We start from the raw sequence: 25,491 nt of genomic DNA on the forward strand, positions 1-25,491 counted from the left end.
CTTGGCCGCTTCAATCCGGCAGACCTGGCGGGTTGATTTCCGAATGATCGATACGCTCGACGTCCAGCCCCCAGTGCTGCAACACCGCGGCATATTGGCCACCGGCAATCGCACCTTCGAGGGCGGTATGGATCGGCGTCACCAGACCGTTGTCCTTGCGTGTGGTCACCGCGATATCCGCCCGTCGTGGCCAGCCACCATTGACGATACCCACCAATTTAATGCCACCGCTCAATGCCGCGGTGTAGGCCGACACCGAGTTGGGACCAAAGTAGGCATCGACACGTCCGGACTTCACCGCCAACTGCGCGGCGGCGTTATCGTCGTAGTAGAGCAAGGTTGCCGGCTTGCGCCCGGCGGCTTCGTTGGACGCGTTCCAGGCCAGCAGGACTTTTTCCTGATTGGTGCCCGAACCGACGATGATCCGCAGCCCCGGAATGTCATCCGCGCTTTTGATCGAGCTGATCGTGCTGGTGGACTTGACGTAGAAACCCAGCACGTCCTGCCGATAAGTAGCAAAATCGAAGCGTTTTTTCCTCGACTCGGTGACCGTCACGTTGCTGATCACCGCGTCGTATTTGCCGGAGCTGACGCCCAGTGGCCAGTCTTCCCAACTGGTCTGCACCACATTGAGTTGCAAGCCCAGGCTGTCGGCGATCAACTGCGCGGTGTCGGCCTCGCTGCCGATGGTGGTCTTGTCATCCGTGGCCAACAGCGCCAGCGGCGGGCTGGCCGTCCCCGAAACCGCCACGGTGAATTTGCCCGCCTGGGCAAATTTGAAGCCCGCCGGGATCTGCGCGATCGCTGCTTCGTTGCGCGGGGTGTGGACTCGCTGTTGATCGGGGCTCAGGTTGAACGGGTGAACCGTTGGCGTGGCACTCTCGGTGGCAAATACCGAAAAGCTGGCGGCGCTCACGGCCGTCAGCAACGCCGTGGCCAGGCCGGTGCGGAACAGGTGAACTTGACGTGTAATCATGCAGGGGCACTCCGTTGTCGATGAATGAATTCACAGCACCTTGCCGAGGAAGGCGATGGTGCGGGGGTGACGTGGCTGGCCGAAGACTTGCGCCGGCGGGCCTTGTTCGATGAGTTGTCCTTCGCAGAGAAACACCACGTGGTCGGCCAACTCACGTGCAAATCCGATCTCGTGGGTGACCACCACCAGCGTCACGCCGGAGCGCGCCAGGTGCTTGATCACCTCCAGCACTTCGCCGACCAACTCCGGGTCCAGGGCCGAAGTCGGCTCATCGAACAACAGCACTTTGGGATTGAGGGCCAAGGCCCGGGCAATCGCCACCCGCTGCTGCTGACCACCGGACAATTGCCGTGGGTAGGCGTCAGCCTTGTCGGCCAGCCCTACTCGCTCCAACAACCCCAACGCCTTGCTCCGCGTATCGGTTTTGCTCCAGAGCTTGTGGGCCAACGGTGCTTCGGCAATGTTTTCCAGCGCGGTGAGGTGCGGGAACAGGTTGAAGTTCTGGAACACGAAGCCGACCTCGATCCGCCGCTTCAGCACCTCGCTCTCTTTCAGCTCGTAGAGCAGATCGCCCTTGCGCCGATAACCGACGTATTCGCCATCGATGGTGATGTGGCCGCTGTCGATTTTTTCCAGATGATTGATGGTCCTGAGCAGGGTCGACTTACCGGAACCCGAGGGCCCGAGAATCACCGTCACCTGGCCGGGCTCGATGGTCAGGTCAATGTCCTTGAGCACCTGCTGATTGCCGAAGTGTTTGCTCACGCCTTCGATATGAATGCGTCCGGCGCGGGGTGCGACAGCGGCTTCAGCCATGGGCCCTCTCCTTCACCCAGCCGCGCAGACGTTGCAAGGGCGTCGGCGGCAACGAGCGCTGAGCGCCGCGGGCGAAATGGCGCTCGATGTAGTACTGCACCGTGGTCAGCACCGTAGTGATGATCAAGTACCAGACGGTGGCCACCACCAGCAGTGGGATCACCGCCTGGGTGCGGTTGTAGATCACCTGTACCGTGTAGAACAGCTCGGGTAATGCCAACACGTAAACGATGGAGGTGCCTTTGACCAGACCAATGACTTCGTTAAATCCGGTGGGCAAAATCGAGCGCAAGGCCTGCGGCAGAATGATCCGAAAAATGCGGCGGCGGGCAGGCAATCCCAGCGCAGCGGCCGCCTCGTGCTGTCCAGGGTCGACGCCGATGATTCCGCCGCGAATGATCTCTGCGGTGTACGCGGCCTGCATCAGGCTCAGGCCCAATACCGCCACGGTGAACTGGCTCAATACATCCACGGTCGACCATTGGCCGAACACCACGTCGGTAAAGGGAATGCCCAGCGAAATCTGGTCGTACAGGTAGGCGAAGTTGTAGAGGATGATCAACACCAGCAACGCCGGAATCGAGCGAAAAAACCAGATATAGCCCCAGGCCAGTGATGACAGCAACGGTGATCGGGACAGCCGCGCCAACGCCAGGGCCGTGCCCAATACCACACTGAGCACTGTGCCAAACAGAGTCAGCAACAGGGTTTGCCCCAGGCCTCTGAGCACCGATGGGGCGAAGAACCATTGGGCAAACACCCCCCACTCCCAACGCGGATTGGTCGCCAGTGAATGGGCAATGCCCAGCAACACCACCAGCGCGAACGCCGAGCCCAGCCAACGTCCGGGATGACGCGCGGCAACAATGCGCAAATGATTGGACGGGCGAACGTGGGGTATGACTCCGGCCACCGGTGCTCGATAATCCGGCACAGGTGGACTGACCGAAAAGGCTTCTGAAACAATCGCCATGAAGTACTCCTTTTACACACTATCCGTGGTGGGTCCGTGAATGATTTGCAGGGCAGTCGAGGTGAAGAAGTTGCTTAACGAAGCTCACCCTATACGGTTAAATACCGATTTAAAAAGTCGATTTTGGAATAGATCTATAATTAAAAATAAACATAGTCATTAGTCATTTGATTATTTATACGCATACTTATGCCTTCTCCTTATTCGGGGAAAATCAGACGTTTGAAGCACCGTAAAAACCGCTGAAACCGGGCCTGAGATCAGCGCTCCAGGCTCATCTCAGGTCAAAACGCATATGTCAGTCGGGTGTAGTAATAACCACCGGTAAACCCATAGGGCGAATACACGCCGTAGCTGCTGACCATGGTGCTGCTGGGGATACCTTGTTTCTTCGGATATTCGTCAAACAGGTTTTTCGCACCTACGGCCACATTCAAATTTTTCGTCAGGTTGTAACCAACATCCAGGTCGGTGATCCATTGTGCGTTATAGATTCGATCCAATGAGCGATCGGTGGGCGAGTTAACTTCTTTGTAAGAGCCATAGCGGGTCAGTGCCAGGTTGACGTTGAACTGATCGATGCTCCAGTCGCCCCCCAGAATCAACTTGGTCTTGGGCTGAATACTGGTGATCAAATTGCGCGCCTGACGATCCATCAGCGCGTAGGGCGTGCCAAGAATGGTGGTGAATTCCTTGGAGCCAAGGATTTCGGTCTCATTCCAATTAAAGGCCGCCGTCCATTTCAGCGAACCATAGCCACCCAGGTCCTGACTGTAGTTGCCGACCACGTCCACACCCTTGGTTCGGGTGTCCGCGCCGTTGATGAAGTACTGCCCGCCGAGGGTCGAGGTGATGCCGTTGCTTTGCAGCACTTGGGTGACTTGATCGCCCAGCAGCGTCCCGGTGAGGGTGATGCGGTCACGAATGTTGACCACATAGGCATCGGTGGTCAGGCTCAGGCGATCGGTCGGGGTAAAGGTGAACCCCAGGCTGTAGTTGGTCGAACGCTCCGGCTTGAGTGCCTCGGCACCCAATGCCTTGGCGGCCGCCGAGTCGACCGGCAGTACACCGTAGTTGATCGATTGGTACACGCCATCGACCACCCCATAGGTGGTGGAGCGCGCACTGAACAGGCTGTTGGCGAGTGACGGCGCACGGAAACCATTGCTGACCGTGGCGCGCACCGCGAACACCGGGTTGAAATCGTAGCGGGTGGTGAGTTTGCCGCTGCGGGTCGCGCCGACGCCTTCGTTGTAGTGCTCATAACGCAATGCTGTGCCCAGGTACCACTGCGGCACCGGGTTGATGCCGACGTCGACGTAAGTGGCCATGCTGTTGCGCGTGGCACTGGTGGCTTCATCCGGAGAAATACCATTGGTGACCTGCGCCCCCGACGACGCGCAATTGCCCGGCGCCACGCAGTAGCCACCGTTGGCATAAGACGCATAGTCGCCGGCTTCCACTTCGTAACCGTCACGCCGATGCTCGAACCCGTAGGACAGGTCCATAGGTTTTTGCAGGCCGATGTCGAAGCCGCGCTTGAAGTCGAGGTTGGTGGTCAGCTCTGTGGAAATCCAGGTCCCTGACTTGAAGGTATTGGGCGTCGCCTCACCCAGCGACGGGTTCTGGTTGTGGTACGTGCCCTGCTCCGCATCGTTGCGCCCGTAGGTGGTGGATAAGTCCCAGTCCCAGCCAGCGACCTGCCCCTTGCCCCCCAGCGCTGCCTGAAAATCGTCTTCGGCTATGTACCAGGTAGGCGTGTAGCCACTGGGGTAGCCGTTGGGTCCGGTGGTAATGGTATTGGTGATGGTCGGCAGGCGGAAATTCTGGCCCTGCTCGCCCTTGCGATGGGACACGGTGGTAAACGAATAAAGGCTGAAGTCGTCGTTGACCGGCAACTCGGCGTTATAGGCCAGGGTCAGCAGATTGGTCTTGGGCGTGCCGTAACCACCGTAGGTCGAAGTGCCTGCCAGGTTGTAGGCCTGGGCGTAGGTGTAGCCATTGGCGCTGGCCTTGTTGTCGTCGTTCTGGCTCCGGGCATCCAGCGACAGGTGAACAATGCCGCCATTGCCGATTTCAAAACCCTTGTCCAGACTTTGCTGCACCGTCTGCTTTTTGCCGTCGTAACCCTGCCCGGCGTTGGTCACCGACGTACCGCTGTCATCGGCCTTGAGGATCACGTTGATGACCCCCGCAATCGCATCGGAACCATACTGTGCAGCAGCACCGTCGCGCAGCACTTCCACGTGATCAATGGCGCTGATGGGAATCAGATCGAGGTCGGCCGGCGCCGCGCCGGTGTTGATGCCGCTGATGTTTAACGTCGCACTGGTATGGCGGCGTTTACCATTGACCAGCACCAACACCTCTGCCGCATTCAGGCCGCGCAGGTTAGGGGCACGGGCGATGCCGCTGGCGTCCCAACCGGTTTTCTCGGGAAGGGTCAATGAAGGAATAACTGCACTCAGGGCTTCCATCAAACCCGGCTTACCGGTGCGCTGCAGTTGTTTGGCGCTGACCACGTCAATCGGCACCGGGCTGCTGGTCACCGTGCGTTGCTCGGCGCCGCGATTACCAGTGACAACTACGGTGGAAAGTGCCGAGTCAGTGTCTTGTGCCTGCACCGTGGAGGCCAACAACACGCAATTCAAGGCCAGGGCCATTTGCGTCAAGGGGTGGCTGAGTTTGAAACGTTTAGCGAGGGTTTGTTGCATGACCATCGAACTCCCGTCCAGCTCTTCCACATCTGGGTTCCGACCCGGACATGTGGGAAGACGGTGGCGTTCAACCGGTGGTCTTCTCCAACATGCGACGTAGAAGCATCATCATGATTAGTACCATCCTGGCGTGGGGGTAGGCTGTCGCAGACAAACTTAAAGGAATCAAAAGATAAAATGAAATTCCGATTGGTTATAAACTAATATAACAAATCGTTATTTATTAATTTTTTGTAATTGATTTTATGAATGTTATAGGAGCCTGTGATTGGCCAAAATCCACTGTAGGAGCTGCCGAAGGCTGCGATCAATCAACATCGCGAAGACCGTTCCGGCCTTATCGTCCGAGTGCGGCCCAAACCTTCGGCAGCTCCTACAAGGCTTCGGTCGAATCACAGATTTTTTTCCTGCCAGCCCCCGCCAAGGCTTTGCACCAACGCCACGCTGCCCTGGCTCAATTGCGCCTGGGTATCGCGCAGCAGTTGTTCGGCTTGCAGCAATAACAACTGCTGGGTCAGCACGCTCTGTTGGCTGACGGTGCCGGCTTTTTGTTGCGCCTGGGTACTGCCGTACAGTTGTTGGTTGCGCTGAAAGATCTGCTGGTAGGCGCTGGCCTGTTGTTGCAGGTGGTTGATCGCCGACAGGTTGTCTTCGACGTTCTGCAAGGCGCTCAATACGGTGCCGCGATAGTTGGCCACGTCCTGGTCGTAGCTTGCCTGCGCTTCACTCACCGCCGCCTCCCGCGCGCCGGCGTCAAAAATGGTTTCAGCCAGCGACGGGCCGAGGGTCCAGATACGGTTGGGCACCGAGAACAGGCTGCCAAACGCGCTGCCGCGATAACCGACGTCGGCCGTCAGATCGACAATGGGAAAGAACGCCGCCTTGGCCACACCAATCCGCTCGTTGGCCGAGGCTGCCACCCGTTCGGCAGACACCACGTCGGGGCGCCGTAACAGCAACACCGACGGCACAATCAGCGGCGTCTGCGGCAGGGCAAAGTTGAAATTGGCCACCGGCGCAATCGCGAAATCCTCAGGCGCCACGCCGACCAACACCGCCAGCGCATGTTCGAACTGCTCCCGGGACCGCTGTGAGGTCTGCAACGCGGCAACGCTGGTGGTCAACTGATCCTGCGCCACCAGCAGTTGGTCATTGGACGCCGTGCCCTGCGTGTAGTCAGCCTGAATCATGTCCAGCAACTGTTGATTGATCCGCTGTTGCTGTTGCAGCAAGCCAATGTCGATGTCCAGTTGGCGCAGGCCGAAGTAGTTGCTGGCGACGCTGGAGCTGATCGACAGGTGCACCCCGGCCAACAGCGCGTCGGAGGATTGCGCCGTCGCCCTGCTCGCTGCGATGCCGCGTCTTACGGCGCCCCACAGGTCCGGTTCCCAAGTCGCGGTCAGGGTCGCGCTGACATTCTGCTCGACACTGCCTGACGAACTGACCAGGCCCGAAGTGGTACTGGACGAGGTAGCGCTGCCATTGCTGCCGTTGACGCCACGCGATGCCGACAACCCGGCGCTTAAGGTCGGCCACAGTCCGGCGCGACTGGACGCTACCTGTGCTTGCGCCAAGCGATAAGCGGCCTCGGCGGCAATGATCGATTGGTTGGCCTTGGCCGAGCGCTGGATCAAATCAGTCAGGATCGGGTCTTGATAATGCAGCCACCATTGGCTGTCCAGCGCGCCCTGTGGATTGGCCTCAGCGCGCTGCCATTGCGCGCCTTCCTTAAACGAGGTCGGCAATTCAATGGCCGGTTTCTGGTAATCGGGGCCAACCATGCAGCCACTCAACACCAGGCTGATGGCCACGACCAACGCGCTACAACGTTTGAAATCAGCCATTCAAGTCTCCTGGCGGCGGCGACCCAGGCGCTGGGACGCGCGGTCGAGCCAGAGGTAAATCACCGGCGTGGTGTACAGCGTCAGCACCTGGCTGAACAGCAACCCGCCAATGATCGAAATACCCAGTGGGCGGCGCAACTCCGAACCGTAGCCGCTGCCCAGCACCAACGGCAACGCACCGAGAATCGCCGCCAGGGTGGTCATCATGATCGGCCGGAAGCGAATCAGGCAGGCGCGACGAATCGCCTCCTTGGCACTGATGCCGCGTTCGTGGCGCTCGGTGATGGCGAAGTCAATCATCATGATCGCGTTCTTTTTCACGATGCCAATCAACAGAATCACCCCGACCAAGGCAATGATCGACAGCTCGGTACCGGTCAACAACAGCGCAATCAACGCGCCGACACCGGCCGAGGGCAAGGCCGAGAGGATAGTCAGCGGGTGCATCAAATTCTCGTAGAGCATGCCCAGCACGATGTACACCGACAGCAACGCGGCGACGATCAGCAACGGCTCGCTGGCCACCGAACTCTGGAACACCTGAGCCGTGCCGGCGAACTGGCCGACGATGCTGGCCGGCATCCGCAGTTGCGCCACGGCGTTGTCCACCAACGCCGTGGCCTGACCGATGGAAGTGCCAGGGGCGAGGTTGAATGAGGCCGTCACTGCGGGAAAGGTACCCTGATGACTGATGGAAATCGCTGTGCGTTCGACACCGTAACTGGCCAGCGCCGACAGCTGCACCAGTTGCGGATTGGCGTTTGCTGAGAGGCTTGGCGTCGGGCTCGTACCTTTGCCCTTGGTGGTGGCTTGGGTGCCAACCGGCACATAAATCAACTTCAAGGCTTCCGGGTCGGTCCAGTACGGCGGCGCGACTTCCATTACCACGTGGTACTGGTTGGCGGCGCGGTAGATGGTCGACACCTGACGCTGACCAAAGGCGTCGTACAGGGTCTGATCAATCGCTGACAGACTGACGCCCAGCTGCGAAGCGGTGTCGCGATTGACCTTGATATTCGCCAGCAGGCTGTTGTCCTGCTGGTCGGTGTTGAGGTCGGTCAGTTGCGGCAGGGTGTGCAGGGCGGCCACCACTTTTGGCACCCACTCATCCAGCTCGGTTTGATCGTCCGCAGTCAGGGTGTACTGGTATTGCGCACCGCTTTGTCGACCGCCGACCTGAATATCCTGAGCGGATTGCAAGTACAGCCGAGTACCGGGCATCGTCCCCAGCACCTTGCGAATCTGTGCAATGACCTGATCGGCGCCGTCCTTGCGTTGCGCCAGCGGTTTCAAGGTGACGAACATCTGCGCGCTGTTGATCGCGCCACCGCCACCGCCACCACCGCCGACAAACCCACCCACCGTATCGACGTTGGGATTGCCGGTGACCTTCTCGTTGATGTGGCGAAAAGCGTCCTGCATCGCGCCATAGGAAATGCTCTGCGGCGCAATGATGCTGCCCTGTAAACGCCCGGTGTCTTCCTGCGGAAAAAAGCCCTTGGGCACCAACACGTAGAGCACCCCGGCAAGGACGATCACCAACACCGTGAGCAAGCCCATCAGCAACGAGTGGTCGATCACCCAGCCCAGGGTGTGATCGTAGAAACGGTGGAAGCGTGAATCCGGGTGCTCATCGCCCTCTTTGGCCTGGTCCGGTCTGCGCAGCAACAGGCTGGCGAGCATCGGCGTGACCGTTAGCGAGACCAGCATCGAAATCATGATCGCCACGGACAATGAAATCGAAAACTCACGAAACAACCGGCCGACGATCCCGCCCATCAGCAGCAGGGGAATGAACACCGCCACCAGCGACACACTGATGGTCAACACGGTAAAGCCGACTTCTTTCGAGCCCAGCAACGCCGCCTGAATCCGCGACTCGCCGCGTTCCAGGTGACGCATGATGTTTTCGACCACCACGATCGCATCGTCGACCACAAAGCCGGTGGAGATGGTCAGCGCCATCAACGACAGGTTGTTCAGGCTATAACCGAGGAAGTACATCGCGCCAAAGGTGCCGAGCAACGATAGCGGCACCACCACCGCCGGAATCAGCGTGCTGCGCCAGTCACGGAAGAACAGGAAGGTCACCAGCGTCACCAGCAGGATCGACACCAGCAGCGACACTTCGACGTCGTGCAGCGAGGAGCGAATGGTGGTGGTGCGGTCCAGCAGCAGGTTGAGCTTGATGGTCGCCGGGATCGACTGCTGCAAGAACGGCAGCTCGGCTTTTACCGCGTCGACCGCATCCAGCACGTTGGCGCCGGGCTGTTTGAACACCACCAGCAACACCGCTGGCTTGCCGTTGGCCAGACCGAAGTTGCGCAAGTCTTCGACGTCTTCGCGCACGTAGCCGAGGTCGGAAATATGCACCAGATCGCCGTTGCTCTGCTTGACCACCAGCGGCGCGTAATCCTGCATGTTGTAGAGCATGTCATTGGCATTGATGCCGAACGACTGCGTGCCCACCGCCACTGCACCTTTGGGGGCGTTGGCGTTGGAGGCCGCGATTACCCCGCGCACCTGCTCCAGGCTGACGCCATAGTGATTGAGCCGATCCGGGTTCAGTTCGATGCGCACCGCCGGCAGCGCACCGCCACCCACCGTAACGTCGCCGATGCCGGTGGTTTGCAGGAGTTTTTGTTCGAGCAGGGTCGAGGCCACGTCGTACATCTGCCCCGGCGTGGCGGTGTCCGAGGTCAGGCTGATGATCATGATCGGCGCGTCGGCCGGGTTGACCTTGCGGTAGGTCGGGTTGCCCGAGAGGTCACTGGGCAGGTTGACCCGCGCGGCGTTGATCGCCGCCTGGACGTCTCGCGCCGCACCATCGATGTCGCGATTGAGGTCGAATTGCAGGGTGATGCGGGTCGAGCCCAGGGTGCTGACCGAGGTCATCTGGGTGACACCGGCGATCTGCCCGAACTGCCGTTCCAAGGGCGTGGCTACCGAGGACGCCACGGTGCTGGGGTCGGCGCCGGGCAATGAGGCGCGGACGCTGATCGAGGGGAAATCCACCTCGGGCAACGGCGCCACCGGCAGTAAGCGGAACGCCAGAATGCCGAACAACGCCAACCCAATCGCCAGTAAAATCGTGGCGATCGGGCGGTGGATGAACGGCGCGCTGAGGTTCATTTTACGCTGGCCGCTGGATCGGTGTTGCGCCCGCTGAAGCGCCGTTCCAGATCATGCATCGCGAGGAAAATCACCGGGGTGGAAAACAGCGTCAGCAACTGGCTCAACAGCAAACCACCGATGATCGCGATACCCAGCGGATGACGCAGCTCGGAGCCGATGCCGGTACCCAGCGCCAGTGGCACGGCGCCGAACAGCGAAGCCATGCTGGTCATCAGGATCGGCCGGAAACGCAGCTTGGCCGCCTGCTTGATCGCCTCCATCGGCCCCACACCGCCCTCGCGCTCCAGTTCCAGGGCGAAGTCGACCATCATGATGCCGTTTTTCATCACGATACCAATCAGCAGCACGATGCCGATCAAGCCGATGATGTCGAACTGGGTGCCGGTGATCAGCAGCGCCAGCAAGGCGCCGAGGGCGGCTGAGAGCAGGGTCGACAGAATCGTCACCGGGTGCACGAAGCTTTCGTAAAGAATGCCGAGCATCAGGTACACCACGATAATCGCCGCTGCCACCAGAAACACCTGATTCGACAGCGACGATTCAAAGGTCGCCGCCGCGCCTTCCAGCGACGCTTGCACACTGATCGGCAGGCCGACCTGGGTTTCGATGTCTTTGAGTCGAGTCAGCGCCGCGCCCAATGTCTGCCCCGGCGCCAGGTTGAATGACACGTCGGCGTAGGGAAACTGACCCAGGCGATTGATGGTAATCGGCGTGCGCACCACCTGCTGCGTGGCCATGCTCGACAACGGCGCCACGCCGCCGTTGCCGGTGGTGACATACAACCCGGTGAGTAAGTCGGCCAAATTGCGCGGCGGATGGTCGGTGGCCATCACCACGTGATACTGGTTGAGTTGGGTGTAAATGGTTGAAACCTGACGCTGGCCAAAGGCGTCGTACAGCACATCGTCGATGGCCTGCGGCGTGACCCCGAGCCGCGACGCAGTGGCGCGGTCGAAGGTCAGCTGGATCTGATTGCCGAACTGCAAGGCCTGGCTTTGAGCGTCGGTGAACATCGGGTCTTGCTTGATCGCTGCCAGCAACTTGCCGGTCCACAGCTCCAACAGTTCGGGGTCGGTGGCCTGCAAGCCGAGACGGTAGCTGGTGGTAGAGACGGTGGCGTCGAGCGTCAAATCCTGCACCGCGTGCAGGTACAGACGAATGCCGGAGTCGTCGGCATTGGCGTCGGAAAGGCGCCGGATCACCGCCGCGCTGCTGTCACGCTGCCCGTGCTCCTTGAGGTTGATCAGCAGGTTGCCCTGATTAATGGTCGGGTTGGTCTGGTCGATACCGACGAACGACGACAGGCTGGCCACCGCCGGGTCCTTCAAGATCCGCTCGGCCAGCCGTTGTTGTTGGACCACCATCTGTTGAAAGGAAATGCTCGGTGAGGTCTGGGAAATACCCTGGATCAACCCAGTGTCCTGCTCGGGGAAGAAGCCCTTGGGCATCAGCGTGATGGTCAGCAGGGTCAGCAAGGCGGTGAGCACCACCGAGATCAGGGTCAGGGTGCGATGCGCCAGCACCCAGTCCAGGCCGCGCACGTAGTAGCCGTTGATCCGGTCGAAGAAGTCGACGCGGCGCTCTTCATGTTTGGACTTGAGCATCCGCGCGCACATCATCGGCGTCAGCGTCAGGGAAATCAGTGCCGAAATGACGATGGTAACCGCCACGGTCATCGCGAATTCGCGGAACAAGCGCCCCACCACATCGCCCATGAACAACAGCGGAATCATCACCGCGATCAGGGCAATGGACAGCGAGATGATGGTGAAACCGATCTGCTCGGAACCCTTGAGCGCAGCCTCAAGCGGCGTGTCGCCGGCCTCGATATAGCGGGTGATGTTTTCGATCATGACGATGGCGTCATCGACCACAAAGCCGATGGCGATGGTCAGCGCCATCAACGTCAGGTTGTTCAGGGAAAAGCCCAGCACATAGGCCACGGCCAAGGTGCCGACCAGAGTCAGCGGCACGGTGACCGCCGGAATGATGGTCGCGGCAACGTTGCGCAGGAACAGGAAAATCACGATCACCACCAGCAACACCGCCACGCCCAGCTCGTACTGCACGTCGGTGACCGAGGCGCGGATGGTCTGGGTGCGGTCGGTGAGCACCGCCACTTTCAGCGTGCCCGGCAAGCTGGCGCGCAGTTTCGGCAGCAACTGCTGCACCCGGTCCACCACTTCGATCACGTTGGCACCGGGTTGGCGCTGGATGTTCAACAGGATCGACGGGGTTTTGTTGGTCCATGCCGCCTGCCTCGGGTTCTCCGGCCCCTGAATCGAACTGGCGATCTGCGTCAGGCGGATCGGCGCGCCGTTCTTGTAGCCGATCACCAGATCACGGTAAGCCTCGGCCGACTGCAACTGGTCGTTGGCGCCAATCGAGTACGCCTGATACTTGCCATCAATGTTGCCCTTGGCCTGATTGACGTTGGCATTGCCCAGCGAGGTGCGCAGGTCGTCCAGCGACAGGCCGAGGTTGTTCAGCGCCGAGGTGTTGGCTTCGATCCGCACCGCCGGGCGCTGGCCGCCGCTGATGGTCACCAGCCCGACCCCGGTGATTTGCGAGATTTTCTGCGCCAGCCGGGTGTCGGCCAGGTCTTCGATTTTGGTCAGTGGCAGTACGTCGGAGGTCAGCGACAGGGTCAGCACCGGCGCATCGGCCGGGTTGACCTTGCTGTACACCGGCGGGTACGGCAAGTTGGCCGGAAGGAAAGTCCCGGCGGCGTTGATCGCGGCCTGTACTTCTTGCTCGGCGATGTCCAGTGACAGCGACAGATCGAATTGCAGGGTCACCACCGAGGCGCCGTCGGAGCTGGTGGAGTTCATCGATTTGAGGCCTGGCATCTCACCGAGCTGACGCTCCAGCGGCGCGGTGATCGAGGAGCTGATCACCTCCGGGCTGGCACCGGGGTATTGGGTGAACACCTGAATCGTCGGGTAATCGACCTCGGGCAAGGCCGATACCGAGAGAAAGTGATAGCCGAGCAAGCCCATCAGCAAGATCGCAATCATGATCAGGCTGGTTGCGACGGGGCGTTGGATAAAGGGCCGGGAAATGTTCATCGGCTACGCCTCACTGAGCCGCTACCTTAACCGGCGAACCATCGTCCAGCTTGTCGGCGCCCTCGGTGATCACCTGCTCGCCGGCCTTGAGGCTGTTATCGACAATCGCCGTGACGTCGCCATGGGTCGGGCCGACCTTGACCATGCGCAGGCTGGCCTTGCCGCCGTTGACCACAAACACGAAGTCGCCCTTGCTACCGTGTTGGATCGCCAGGGTCGGCACCACCGGGGTCTGGTTCAGGGTGTCGGATTTAAGCCGCGCGTTGACGAATTGATTGGGGAACAACTTGTCGCCGGCGTCGTCGAACTGCGCCTTGATCTTGATCGTGCCGGTGCTGACGTCCACCTGATTGTCCAGCGCCAGCAACGCGCCGGTGGCGAGCAGTTGGCTTTTGTTGCGGTCGTAAACCAGCACCGGCACCGCGCCACGGGTCAGCGACTGGTTGATAATGCCGAGGTCGTCTTCCGGCACCGAGAACACCACGGTGGCCGGGACCATCTGGGTGATCACCGCGATGCCAGTAGTGCTGCCGCTGGTGACGTAGTTGCCGGGGTCCACCAGGCGCAATCCGACCACGCCGTTGATCGGTGAAGTGATGGTGCAATAGCCGACCTGCACCTCCAGGTTTTGCACCGCGCCCTGATCGGCGTCGACGGTGCCCTGTTGCTGCTGGACCAATGAGGCCTGAGTGTCGAGGGTTTGCTGGCTGGTGGAGCCGATTTTGATCAACTCACGGAAACGCGCCAGGTCGCGCTGGGCGTTGCTCAATAGCGCCTGGTCGTGGAGCAACACACCCCTCGCCTGTGCCAACTGCGCCTTGAGCGTGCGGTCGTCGATGCGGGCAATGACCTGCCCCTTGGTGAGGTGCTGGCCCTCCTTGAATTCCACCGAGCTGAGGATGCCATTGACCTGGGAAATCACCGTCACGCTGCGGGTCGGGGTCACGGTGCCGAGGGCATCGATGTACACCGGCACGTCCTGTAACGCCACCGCCACCACGGCCACCGGCTCACCCGTCACCGGCGGCCTGGGTTTGGGCTTGGCGCTGAACAGGTAATAACCGAGGCCACACACCAACAACAGCGCCACTACAACACCGACCACCAGCCCGGATTTTCTGCGCCTGTTTTCCATTAATGCGTGCCCATCCAAACTGCGCGAACAAAGGAATGGCCAATGGCCTGAATGCTGTCTGAGACTTTAGCAGTGCCGACCACCGATAAGGATGAATGGAGGATTTTGTTCAGGGACGAGACAGCTCACCCGGCATCCCACGGTCTGCGGGCATTCTTGAGCCTGTCGCAGGGCCGGTGCTACCATGCGCGACCGCCAGTATCGGCAAGGAATTCCTGGGTCTATGAGCAGCATCCGCGAGCGCAATAAAGAATTGATCCTGCGCGCAGCCAGTGAAGAGTTCGCCGACAAGGGTTTCGCCGCCAGCAAGACCAGCGACATCGCGGCCAAGGCCGGGCTGCCGAAACCCAACGTCTACTACTACTTCAAGTCCAAGGAAAACCTCTACCGCGAGGTGCTCGAAAGCATCATCGAGCCGATCCTGCAGGCGTCGACGCCCTTCAACCGCGAAGGCGTGCCCAGTGAAGTGCTGAGCGGCTACATTCGCTCGAAAATCCGCATTTCCCAGGAGCTGCCATTTGCGTCGAAAGTGTTCGCCAGCGAAATCATGCACGGCGCACCGCACCTGACCGCAGAACAAGTGCAACAGCTCAATGTGCAGGCCAAGCACAACATCGAGTGCGTCCAGGGCTGGATCGACGACGGCAAAATCGCCCCGCTGGACCCGCACCACCTGATGTTCACCATCTGGGCGGCGACCCAGACTTATGCCGATTTTGATTGGCAGATCTCAACCGTCACCGGTAAGGCCAAGCTGGAAGACAGCGATTACGAAGCGGCGGCGCAGACGATTATTCGGTTGGTGCTCAAGGGCTGTGAGCTGGATCAATAACACCGTGTGATGCCGCCCGCCCTGTAGGAGCCAACTTGTTGGCGAGCAGCTTAACGCGGTTTTTCTGACACACCGCCTCGCGAACAAGTTCGCTCCTACAATTGATTTGCGCAGGCTTTTAAGCACTCACCCCCGCATCCGCCGCCAACCCCAATGCTTCAATCGCACTGATCGCGCACTGTTCGTCGACATCCGACGTATCGCCACTGATCCCCATCGCGCCAATCACCGCGCCTTTCTGATCACGAATCAACACCCCGCCCGGCACCGGCACTAACGCGCCCTGCCCCAGTTCATTCAACGACGCAATAAAGCTCGGCCGGTTTTGCGCATCCAGCGCCAGCAAGCGTGAGCCCTTGCCCAGCGCCACCGCGCCCCAGGCTTTGCCGATGGCAATCTGTGGCCGCAGCAAGCTGGCGCCATCTTCGCGCTGCAAGGTGATCAAGTGCCCGCCGCTATCAAGCACTGCGATGGTCAGCGGTGCGGCCGCTATTTCGCGCCCTGCGGCAATGGCGCGGTTCACTAGATTGACGGCGACTTTCAAGGTCAAAGCGTTCATGTGTGACGTCCTGAGGTGATGAAGAATGACAACAATAGAACACAATACAAAATATTTTTGTATACAATAAAATTGTCATTTTCGATCAAATTGCCATTACCCTCCTATCATTTGGCGCTTTCAGCCGAATAAATCCTGCAAAAGAAAGGCATTGACCGACCCCCACCGTCGTGAATACACTCGGCAAAAAGCAACTTGTATACAATTACAAAAACAAAGAGGCACAAAACCATGAGCAAAATGAGAGCAATCGAAGCCGCCGTTCTGGTGATGCGCCGCGAAGGTGTGGAAACCGCATTCGGCATTCCGGGGGCGGCGATCAACCCGCTCTACGCTGCCCTGAACAAAGTCGGCGGCATCGACCACGTCCTCGCCCGTCACGTTGAAGGCGCCTCGCACATGGCCGAGGGCTACACCCGCACCAACCCGGGCAACATCGGCGTGTGCATCGGCACCTCGGGCCCAGCTGGCACCGACATGGTCACCGGCCTGTACAGCGCCTCGGCCGACTCGATCCCGATCCTGTGCATCACCGGCCAGGCACCTCGGGCACGGATGCACAAGGAAGACTTCCAGGCGGTGGACATCACCAGCATCGTCAAGCCGGTGACCAAATGGGCGACCACTGTGCTCGAACCCGGTCAGGTGCCTTACGCGTTCCAGAAAGCTTTCTATGAAATGCGCTCCGGCCGTCCAGGTCCGGTGCTGATCGACCTGCCGTTCGACGTACAGATGGCGGAAATCGAATTCGACATCGAGGCCTACCAACCTTTAGCGGTCAACAAACCTGCTGCCAACCGTATTCAGATCGAAAAAGCGCTGGCGTTGCTCGATCAAGCTGAACGTCCGCTGCTGGTCGCCGGTGGCGGCATCATTAATGCCGATGCCAGTGAGTTGCTGGTCGAGTTCGCCGAGCTGACCGGTATTCCAGTTGTGCCGACCCTGATGGGCTGGGGCATCATCCCTGACGACCACCCGCTGATGGTGGGCATGGTGGGCTTGCAGACTTCGCACCGTTACGGCAACGCGACCATGCTGGAATCCGACGTGGTACTGGGTGTCGGCAACCGCTGGGCCAACCGCCACACCGGTTCGGTGGACGTCTACACCAAGGGTCGGCGCTTTATCCACGTCGACATCGAACCGACCCAGATCGGCCGCGTGTTCACGCCGGATCTGGGCATCGTCTCCGACGCTGGTTCAGCGCTGAAGGTGTTCATCGAAGTCGCCCGCGAATGGAAAGCCGCCGGCAAGCTCAAGGACCGCAGCGCCTGGCTCGCCGACTGCCAGGAACGCAAGCGCACGCTGCAGCGCAAGACCCACTTCGACAACGTGCCGGTCAAGCCGCAGCGCGTGTACGAAGAGATGAACAAGGTGTTCGGCAAAGACACCTGCTACGTCAGCACCATCGGCCTGTCGCAGATTGCCGGTGCGCAATTCCTGCACGTCTACAAACCACGGCACTGGATCAACTGCGGTCAGGCCGGCCCGTTGGGTTGGACCATTCCGGCAGCGCTGGGGGTGGTCAAGGCCGATCCGAGCCGCAAGGTCGTCGCGCTGTCCGGCGACTATGACTTCCAGTTCATGATCGAGGAGTTGGCGGTCGGTGCGCAGTTCAACCTGCCGTACATCCATGTGGTAGTGAACAACTCGTACCTCGGCTTGATCCGCCAGTCTCAGCGCGGTTTCGAAATGGATTACTGCGTACAACTGGCGTTCGAAAACATCAACGCGCCTGAGCTCAAAGGCTATGGCGTGGATCACGTGGCGGTCGCCGAAGGCCTGGGCTGTAAGGCATTGCGTGTGTTCGAGCCGGGCAAGATCGAAGAAGCCCTGCGTCAGGCCGAGAAGATGCTGGTGGAGTTCAAAGTGCCAGTGATCGTCGAGATCATCCTTGAGCGCGTGACCAACATTTCCATGGGTACCGAGATCAATGCGGTCAACGAATTCGAAGACCTGGCCCTGGTCGGCAACGACGCGCCGACCGCGATATCGCTGCTCGATTGATGCTGACTGCGCCTCGGGAGGCCCTGCGTCCCGAGGCCTCACGCCCTTATTACTGGAGACCACCATGCCGCGTTTAGCCGCCAACCTGTCGATGCTGTTCACCGAACAGGACTTTCTCTCGCGCTTCAAAGCCGCGGCCGATGCCGGTTTTGCCGGTGTCGAATACCTGTTCCCCTACGATTTCAGCTCTGCCGAGATCAAAGCGCAACTCGAGGTCAATGGCCTGACCCAAGTGTTGTTCAACCTGCCGGCCGGTGACTGGGCCGCCGGTGAACGCGGGATTGCCTGCCATCCTGATCGGGTCGAAGACTTCCGTGCCGGGGTCAATCTGGCCATCGCTTACGCAAAAGTGCTGGGCAATACCCAGATCAACTGCCTGGCAGGGATTCGTCCGCAGGGGTTTGACGACGCAACCATCGAAACAACCTTTGTCGAGAACCTGAAATATGCCGCCGCCCAGTTGAAGGCCGCCGGGATCAAGCTGGTCATGGAAATGATCAACACCCGCGACATTCCTGGCTTCTACCTGAACACCACCGCCCAGGCGCTGGCGATTCGCGACAAGGTCGGCAGCAGCAACCTGTTCCTGCAATACGACATCTACCACATGCAAATCATGGAGGGTGACCTGGCCCGCACCATGAGCAGCCACCTGCCGGTGATCAACCATATTCAGTTGGCGGACAACCCAGGGCGCAACGAGCCGGGTACTGGCGAGATCAATTATCGCTTCCTGTTCGATCACCTGGACCGCATCGGCTATCAGGGTTGGATCGGCTGCGAATACAAGCCGCTGACCACCACTGAAGCCGGCCTCGGCTGGTTGAAGACCCATAACCTGATCTAACTCCCAGATTTCGCACTCCCCTGTAGGAGCGAACTTGTTCGCGATCGAGTGCGCAGCGCTCGCAATGCTAGCCAATTTGTACGTGATTGAAGGTCCTTCGGCCCTTATCGCTGACAAGCCCGCTCCTACAGAAATATCAAAAGAGGATGTTCTTCATGGCTAAAATCGGATTTATCGGCACCGGCATCATGGGCCTGCCAATGGCGCAAAACCTGCAAAAAGCCGGTCACAGCCTGTTCCTGTCGGCGCATCACGACCCGGCTCCGGCTGATTTGCTGGCCGCTGGCGCCATCGCCCTGGCCAACCCGAAAGAAGTGGCGCAGGAAGCTGAGTTCATCATCGTCATGGTGCCCGATACCCCGCAGGTCGATGACGTGCTGTTTCGCGCCGACGGCGTCGCAGCAGGTCTGGGGCCAAACAAGGTGGTGATCGACATGAGTTCGATCTCGCCGACCGCCACCAAGGCCTTCGCGGCCAAGGTCAATGCGACCGGCGCGCAGTACCTCGATGCGCCGGTGTCCGGCGGCGAAGTCGGGGCCAAGGCGGCCAGTTTGAGCATCATGGTCGGCGGCGAAGAAGCGACCTTCCAGCGCGCACTGCCGCTGTTCCAGAGCATGGGCAAGAACATCACCCTGGTCGGTGGCAATGGCGACGGTCAGACCGCGAAAGTGGCCAACCAGATCATCGTTGCCCTGAACATTCAGGCAGTGGCCGAAGCGCTGCTGTTCGCGGCGAAGAATGGCGCTGATCCGGCCAAGGTGCGTGAAGCGTTGATGGGCGGCTTTGCCTCGTCGAAGATCCTCGAAGTGCATGGCGACCGGATGATCAAAGGCACCTTCGATCCGGGCTTCCGCATCAGCCTGCACCAGAAGGACCTCAACCTGGCCCTGGCCGGCGCGCGGGAACTGGGGATCAACTTGCCCAACACCGCCAACGCCCAGCAAGTGTTCAGCACCTGCGCGGCCATCGGTGGCAGCAACTGGGACCACTCGGCGCTGATCAAAGGCCTCGAACACATGGCGAATTTCTCGATTCGCGATAAGTAATCAGAACCGCGTAACGACGCTTTCCCTGTAGGAGCGAACTTGTTCGCGAGGCGGTATACCTGAAAGACCGCGTCAAACGGCTCGATAACAAGTTAGCTCCTGCAACGATTGAGCAGCACGCCACACCGAGAACCTCACGATGCACCCCAACTGCCCCGACTGGGCCGAAGCCTTGCTCAACGGCTTCAGCCAGGTCCTGCTGCAACGCAATCCGCTCTGCGGTCTGCTGTGCCTGTTGGCGATCCTCCTGACTGCCCCCCTTCTTCTAGGCGGCGCACTGTTAGGGGCGCTGGCCGGCTTGCTCACCGCCCAACGCCGCGGCTACAACAAAACCGAGCGGCAAGCCGGGCTCTACAGCTACAACGGCGTGTTGCTGGGGTTGCTGTTGTGCACGCATTTCCCTTGGTCACCACTGCTGCCACTGCTGATCATCGCCTGCGGTGGCCTCAGCGCGATGTTGATGCACCTGTGGCTGACACGTACCCGCGAACGCCACAGCCTGCACGCATACACCGCGCCTTTTGTGCTGTTCAGTTGGTTGCTGCTGTCGATGGCTACCCCGCCCGGCGGCGCCCACGACACCACTGGCAACACTTTGCTGCACGCTCTGCCCCAAGGGTTGGGTCAGGTATTTTTCCTTGAGCATCCGCTGGCCGGCGTGCTGATCGGCAGCGGGCTGCTGATTGCCAATCCCCGTGCCGCAGCCTGGGCGTTACTCGGTAGCGCCAGTGGCATCGCCGCCGCGTTGCTGCAACACGAACCCGCCACCGCGCTGCTCGGACTGGCCAGTTACAACCCGCTGCTGGCGGGTCTGGCCTTCAGCCAACAACGTAGCAAACCCTGGCGTGGACTCAGCGCCATCGCGCTGTCGATCGTCCTGCAACCAGGGTTTTCCGAACTGGGGCTGCCGACGCTGACCGCCCCCTTTATCCTCGCCTGTTGGCTGGTCCACGCCAGTACCCGACTGTGGCAGCAGTCCGCGTACGATCAGCGGTTGCGCGGCTGACTGGAAACCTCCTAGGCTTGCCGAATCTTCTATTCGGAAATAGCCCATGGACAGCACCACAAGCTGGCGGGAACAGCTGCGTATCATCATCTTCCAGACCGACACCGTCGCCGGCCGGCGCTTTGACAAAGCACTGCTGCTGATCATTCTCAGCAGCCTGTTCGTGGTGATCATCGACAGCATCGAAAGCATCCACCGCGACTACATCGACATACTGGCGGCCCTCGAATGGGGCTTCACCCTGGTGTTCGTCATTGAGTACGTCTTACGCCTGTACTGCTCACCGCGCCCACTGCGTTATGCCTTCAGCTTCTACGGGCTGGTGGACCTGCTGGCGATCGTGCCCGGGGTCCTCGCCCTGTATTACTCCGACGCCCAGTACCTGCTGGTCATTCGGATCATCCGGATGCTGCGGATTTTTCGGGTACTCAAGCTCAGTCCTTACCTCAAGCAGGCCAACTACCTGCTCTCGGCATTGCGCGGCAGTAAACAGAAAATCATCGTATTCCTCGCCAGTGTCTCGACGCTGGTGATTGTGTTCGGCGCCTTGATGTACGTGATCGAAGGCCCGGAACATGGCTTCACCAGCATCCCCAAGGGCATCTACTGGGCCATTGTGACGCTGACCACCGTGGGCTACGGCGACATCGTGCCGCGCACGCCGCTGGGGCAGATTCTTTCGGCGCTGGTGATGATCACCGGTTACTCGATCATCGCCGTGCCCACCGGGATTTTTACTGCCGAATTGGCCAACGTGATGCGCGGCGAACACATCGATCACCCGTGCCCGGTGTGCACCAAGGCTCAGCACGAGCACGAAGCGTCGTTCTGCTCGCGTTGCGGCAATGCGTTGTTCCCCAAGCTCGGGAGCCCTGTTACAGAGACAAAGGTATAAGCAAAGCAGTTTTAGTTATTTAAACGACTATGGCCATCCCGCTATAGTCGCTGGCTAAGTTTCAACTAACTCGAACAAGGAATGCGCAGTGAACAAACTCTTTGGCGCCTCACTACTTGCCATGGGCCTGGCCTTCGGCAGCGTCGCCCAGGCGGCACCGACCCTACTCAACGTGTCCTACGACGTGATGCGCGATTTCTACAAAGACTACAACGCCGCGTTCCAGAAACACTGGCAAGCCGAACACAACGGGGAAAACGTGACGGTACAGATGTCCTTCGGCGGTTCGAGCAAACAAGCGCGCTCAGTGATCGACGGCCTCCCGGCTGACGTGATCACCATGAACATGGCTACTGACATCAACGCTTTGGCGGATAACGGCAAACTGGTGCCGGACAATTGGGTCACTCGCCTGCCCAACCACAGCGCGCCCTTCACTTCGGCCACCGTATTCATCGTGCGCAAGGGCAATCCGAAAGGGCTGAAAGACTGGAACGACCTGATCAAGGACGGCGTACAAGTCATCGTGCCCAACCCGAAAACCTCGGGCAACGGCCGCTACACCTACCTTTCGGCCTGGGGTTACACGCTGAAAAACGGGGGTGATGAAGCCGCCGCGAAGAAATTCGTCGGCCAACTGTTCGCCAATGTCCCGGTGCTCGACACCGGCGGCCGTGGCGCCACCACCACCTTCATGACCAACCAGATCGGCGACGTACTGGTGACCTTCGAAAACGAAGCCGAAATGATCGCCCGCGAATTTGGCCGTGATCAGTTCGAAGTGGTCTACCCAAGCGTCTCCGCCGAAGCCGAACCGCCGGTGAGCGTTGTGGATAAAGTGGTCGACAAGAAAAACTCCCGCGCCCTGGCCGAGGAGTACCTGAAATACCTGTGGTCACCAGAAGGCCAGGAAATCGCTGCTGCCAACTACCTGCGCCCGCGTGACCCGGCTGTTTTGGCGAAATACACCGATCGCTTCCCGAAGGTTGAATTCCTGTCGGTGGAGAAGACGTTTGGGGATTGGCGTACGGTGCAGAAGACGCATTTTGGTGATGGTGGGGTGTTTGATCAGATTTATCAGGTGAAGTAAGCGCTGCCCGATAAACAAGATGGCGACCTCAGGGCCGCCGTTTTTGTTTTACGCAAGAGTTTCGATTCAGCCAGCAAGTCACCTAAAACAGGAACACCCTCTAATTCAGCGACAGACGAATCCTCACAATGCTGGATTTTCATGCGATGGTACTAAATCCCCGAGAACCCGAGCGATCCCACCGACCCCATAAGTGGTAAATCCAATTACTCCGGTAGCAAGTATTTTTTCATATTGAGCCTCTATAGTTTCTGGATCGAAGCCTGAATAGTCAGCTGTGCCTTCCAGGCCAAAACTCGGGTCAAACGCCCCCAGTCGTGTAAGTCTGGTAAGCGTCCCCGAATAACCAGCTTCACCGGGATAAATTATCAGCCCTCTACTTCCGACTATAATTCGACCACCGTCATCCACTGCCAGACTCCGAGGAATGTACTCGCCCAAATTATTATCATTTATTTTTACGGGCCGCCCTTCATTAAACTCTGGATCGAGGGCTCCAAAAAATACAAGCTGCGTCACCACTCCATATGCAACGTTACCCGCTGCGAACGAACCACTCAGCACAAGTATCTTCCCACCATTTAGAGTTTTCACAGCAACCGGATAGCTAATGAGTGACGGCTGCGGCTCGGTAAGTACTACTTTTCCTGTCTCACCGAAGCTTTGATCAATATTACCTTGCTGGTCATACCTCTCAACTATGACATTTCGGTTATTGTCGGGATCCCTGACAAGGATAACGATTCGCTTTTGGTCATCAACAGAATAGGCGGACTGGCCAAACAACGAGCTTTCCTGATTAGCCAGCTTTATATAGCCCATGCCACCCCCAAACAACGCATCCAAACTTCCGTCATACTCGACCTTCACAAGATAAACATCGGAATATAAAATTCCCGCATGCCGCACTGGAGCAAGAAATAGTATGCTCCCACTCTCTTGATTCCTTTTCCGACTTGAGCTATCCATTCTCTGGCCGCGAACCGCACCAACTTCTAGTAGATCCGTATAGATTCGGACACCGCCATCTCCAAATGTGTCATCCATCTTACCATCGAACGTCACGCGCCAGAGCACGGGAACCCTGCGCTGTTCTGGAGTACTTTGACCTAAAGTAGCCTGACCTAAAAAAGTTATCGTCCCTGCCTCTTGGTTTAAGCTGATGACAGAGCGGGGTTCAAACTTATCTATCACAGAAACGTCGCCCAACGGTATAAGCAGGGACCCTCCACCATAGAAATCTGGATTGAAACTACGGTCAAGCTGACCGTCTTCGAACAGGCGAAAAACAAAACAACTATTTTTTTGCTGCTCATTCGTGATGCCCGCAATATAAATTTTTTGATCATTGCTGGTGACTATAACTAAAGGCTCGATGATGCGAGCATCAATATTATCACCGTCGCGCGGATCCCTGAGTTTTACGACTCCAGAACCGCCGCCAAATGTGGGATCCAGCGCGCCCTCTGCGCGCTCTAACTTCAAAGCAAACGGCGCGCCCCTTTTCTCTTTGTAGGCTTTAAAGGCGCAAAACTCCTTGTAGTCATTGAATTCCTTGAAATTAGCAAAATCCCTGAAGTCTCGGAAACTTTTAAAATCCGTGTAATCCGTGTAATCCCTAATATCCATGACAATCTCCATATTTCACGTCGATGTGAATGGGCACTTCCCTTGTTGCTTATGCGACCTTAGCCCGACAAAAAATCGGAACAGCATCCCTAGGATCGCCGTTTTTGATTTACGCAAAAACACCGATACAATAGCAACTCACCTTAAATATAAATATTCTCTGATTCAGCTGCAGATGAACCCCTGTCATGCTTGGCTTTCTCCCGATGGCACTAAATCCCCAAGAACCCGAGCGATGCCTCCCACATTGGGAATTCCGTTCACTGTGCAGGCGAGTATTTTACCTTCTGTTGAATCGCCATGACCTTGGGATCAAAGGCCGAGTAATAGGCTGTGCTGTCCAGACCAAACTCCGGATCAAATTGCCCTCGCGGCGTGAGCCTTGGGAAGCATACCCTCCTAGCCCGAAATTTGACCAACCTGAACCCTGAACATCAGTTCGACTTCCGTCTATGTTTCGACCGCCATCATCCACAGCCAAACTCTGCACACGATAAACTTTCAATCCATTTTCGCGCACGACTTACCCTAAAGTTACAACTTCCCTGTCAGCAGAGTTAATTCATGTGAGAGCTCTGTTCACAACACAATCGCGCCATGATAGATAACAACAAAACGCAAGAAACAACCAATATTAGTTGGAGATAGGCGTCAAGTCTTTTATTGCGAATTAATCCAATAGTGAGTTCTGATATTGGCGTTGCCCAATACGCAGCATTCGCAGGCAAGCCTGCTCGCACAAGGTCTACGCGATCATCTGCAGGATGATTCTAGGTTGTCTGAGAAGTCTCTAGCGCCTGTCACCCTGCCTTCGCCAACAAGTTGGCTCCCACACAAATTTGAGCCTGACGCAGAATCTGTGGTCAGCCGGGGACTCTGTGGAAGCCAACTTGTTGGCGAATAGCTTCACGCGCAG

Annotated in this window: 16 protein-coding genes and 1 pseudogene; 7 read left to right on the forward strand and 10 right to left on the reverse strand. The window is 58.7% G+C overall.

Annotation, left to right across the window (positions count from 1 at the left end; all coding sequences use genetic code 11):
• Window positions 1-10: 10 nt before the first annotated feature.
• The 8 genes from ACF0H7_RS22320 to ACF0H7_RS22355 all read right to left on the reverse strand — a co-directional run bounded on the left by ACF0H7_RS22320 (window position 11) and on the right by ACF0H7_RS22355 (window position 14,664).
• Entirely contained in the window at window positions 11-976 is a 966-nt protein-coding gene (locus ACF0H7_RS22320; RefSeq protein ID WP_397449028.1) for an ABC transporter substrate-binding protein, read from the reverse strand.
• A gap of 30 nt (window positions 977-1,006) precedes the next feature.
• Window positions 1,007-1,792 (reverse strand): amino acid ABC transporter ATP-binding protein, encoded by a 786-nt coding sequence (locus tag ACF0H7_RS22325; RefSeq protein ID WP_397449029.1) that lies wholly within the window; start codon window positions 1,790-1,792, stop codon window positions 1,007-1,009.
• Window positions 1,785-2,765, reverse strand: coding sequence for an amino acid ABC transporter permease (locus ACF0H7_RS22330; RefSeq protein WP_397449030.1), 981 nt, complete (start codon window positions 2,763-2,765; stop codon window positions 1,785-1,787). Before ACF0H7_RS22330 ends, ACF0H7_RS22325 begins: the two co-directional genes overlap by 8 nt.
• A 284-nt stretch (window positions 2,766-3,049) precedes the next feature.
• Entirely contained in the window at window positions 3,050-5,428 is a 2,379-nt protein-coding gene (locus ACF0H7_RS22335; protein ID WP_397453984.1) for a TonB-dependent receptor plug domain-containing protein, read from the reverse strand.
• Between the two features lie 446 nt (window positions 5,429-5,874).
• A complete protein-coding gene (locus tag ACF0H7_RS22340) occupies window positions 5,875-7,326 on the reverse strand; it encodes an efflux transporter outer membrane subunit (RefSeq protein ID WP_397449031.1) in 1,452 nt (483 codons plus the stop codon).
• Window positions 7,327-10,458, reverse strand: a complete 3,132-nt coding sequence (locus ACF0H7_RS22345) for an efflux RND transporter permease subunit (RefSeq protein WP_397449032.1) — start codon at window positions 10,456-10,458, stop codon at window positions 7,327-7,329.
• Window positions 10,455-13,529 (reverse strand): efflux RND transporter permease subunit, encoded by a 3,075-nt coding sequence (locus tag ACF0H7_RS22350; protein WP_397449033.1) that lies wholly within the window; start codon window positions 13,527-13,529, stop codon window positions 10,455-10,457. The genes ACF0H7_RS22345 and ACF0H7_RS22350 overlap by 4 nt, the downstream gene beginning before the upstream one ends.
• Window positions 13,530-13,539: 10 nt before the next feature.
• Window positions 13,540-14,664: an efflux RND transporter periplasmic adaptor subunit gene (locus ACF0H7_RS22355; RefSeq protein ID WP_397449034.1), complete on the reverse strand. Its 1,125-nt coding sequence runs from the start codon at window positions 14,662-14,664 to the stop codon at window positions 13,540-13,542.
• 223 nt (window positions 14,665-14,887) lie between these two features.
• Between ACF0H7_RS22355 and ACF0H7_RS22360 the strand changes: the two genes are divergently transcribed.
• The gene (locus tag ACF0H7_RS22360) at window positions 14,888-15,496 is read left to right on the forward strand and encodes a TetR/AcrR family transcriptional regulator (protein ID WP_397449035.1); all 609 of its coding nucleotides are present in this window, start codon (window positions 14,888-14,890) and stop codon (window positions 15,494-15,496) included.
• Between the two features lie 118 nt (window positions 15,497-15,614).
• Here the strand turns inward: ACF0H7_RS22360 and ACF0H7_RS22365 are convergent, their stop codons facing one another.
• Entirely contained in the window at window positions 15,615-16,055 is a 441-nt protein-coding gene (locus ACF0H7_RS22365) for a heme-binding protein (protein WP_397449036.1), read from the reverse strand.
• A 231-nt stretch (window positions 16,056-16,286) separates the two neighbouring features.
• Here ACF0H7_RS22365 and gcl point away from each other — a divergent pair, with 231 nt between their 5' ends.
• The 6 genes and pseudogenes from gcl (at window position 16,287) to ACF0H7_RS22395 (ending at window position 22,946) form a co-directional block, all read left to right on the forward strand.
• Window positions 16,287-18,062 (forward strand): glyoxylate carboligase, encoded by a 1,776-nt coding sequence (gcl, locus tag ACF0H7_RS22370; protein ID WP_397449037.1) that lies wholly within the window; start codon window positions 16,287-16,289, stop codon window positions 18,060-18,062.
• A gap of 64 nt (window positions 18,063-18,126) precedes the next feature.
• On the forward strand, window positions 18,127-18,909 hold the full coding sequence (gene hyi / locus ACF0H7_RS22375) for a hydroxypyruvate isomerase (RefSeq protein WP_397449038.1): 783 nt from the start codon (window positions 18,127-18,129) through the stop codon (window positions 18,907-18,909).
• Window positions 18,910-19,064: 155 nt separating this feature from the next.
• Window positions 19,065-19,955: a 2-hydroxy-3-oxopropionate reductase gene (locus tag ACF0H7_RS22380; RefSeq protein WP_397449039.1), complete on the forward strand. Its 891-nt coding sequence runs from the start codon at window positions 19,065-19,067 to the stop codon at window positions 19,953-19,955.
• Between the two features lie 139 nt (window positions 19,956-20,094).
• Window positions 20,095-21,004: pseudogene (locus ACF0H7_RS22385) on the forward strand (urea transporter).
• Between the two features lie 3 nt (window positions 21,005-21,007).
• Window positions 21,008-21,856: an ion transporter gene (locus ACF0H7_RS22390; RefSeq protein WP_397449040.1), complete on the forward strand. Its 849-nt coding sequence runs from the start codon at window positions 21,008-21,010 to the stop codon at window positions 21,854-21,856.
• 88 nt (window positions 21,857-21,944) lie between these two features.
• Window positions 21,945-22,946: a sulfate ABC transporter substrate-binding protein gene (locus ACF0H7_RS22395; RefSeq protein ID WP_397449041.1), complete on the forward strand. Its 1,002-nt coding sequence runs from the start codon at window positions 21,945-21,947 to the stop codon at window positions 22,944-22,946.
• Between the two features lie 123 nt (window positions 22,947-23,069).
• On the opposite strand, the gene ACF0H7_RS22400 is transcribed toward ACF0H7_RS22395, so the two are convergent.
• Window positions 23,070-24,575, reverse strand: a complete 1,506-nt coding sequence (locus ACF0H7_RS22400) for a hypothetical protein (protein ID WP_397449042.1) — start codon at window positions 24,573-24,575, stop codon at window positions 23,070-23,072.
• Window positions 24,576-25,491 lie beyond the last annotated feature (916 nt).

The organism is Pseudomonas sp. NA-150, assembly GCF_044336365.1.
In the GTDB taxonomy this organism is placed as follows: domain Bacteria; phylum Pseudomonadota; class Gammaproteobacteria; order Pseudomonadales; family Pseudomonadaceae; genus Aquipseudomonas.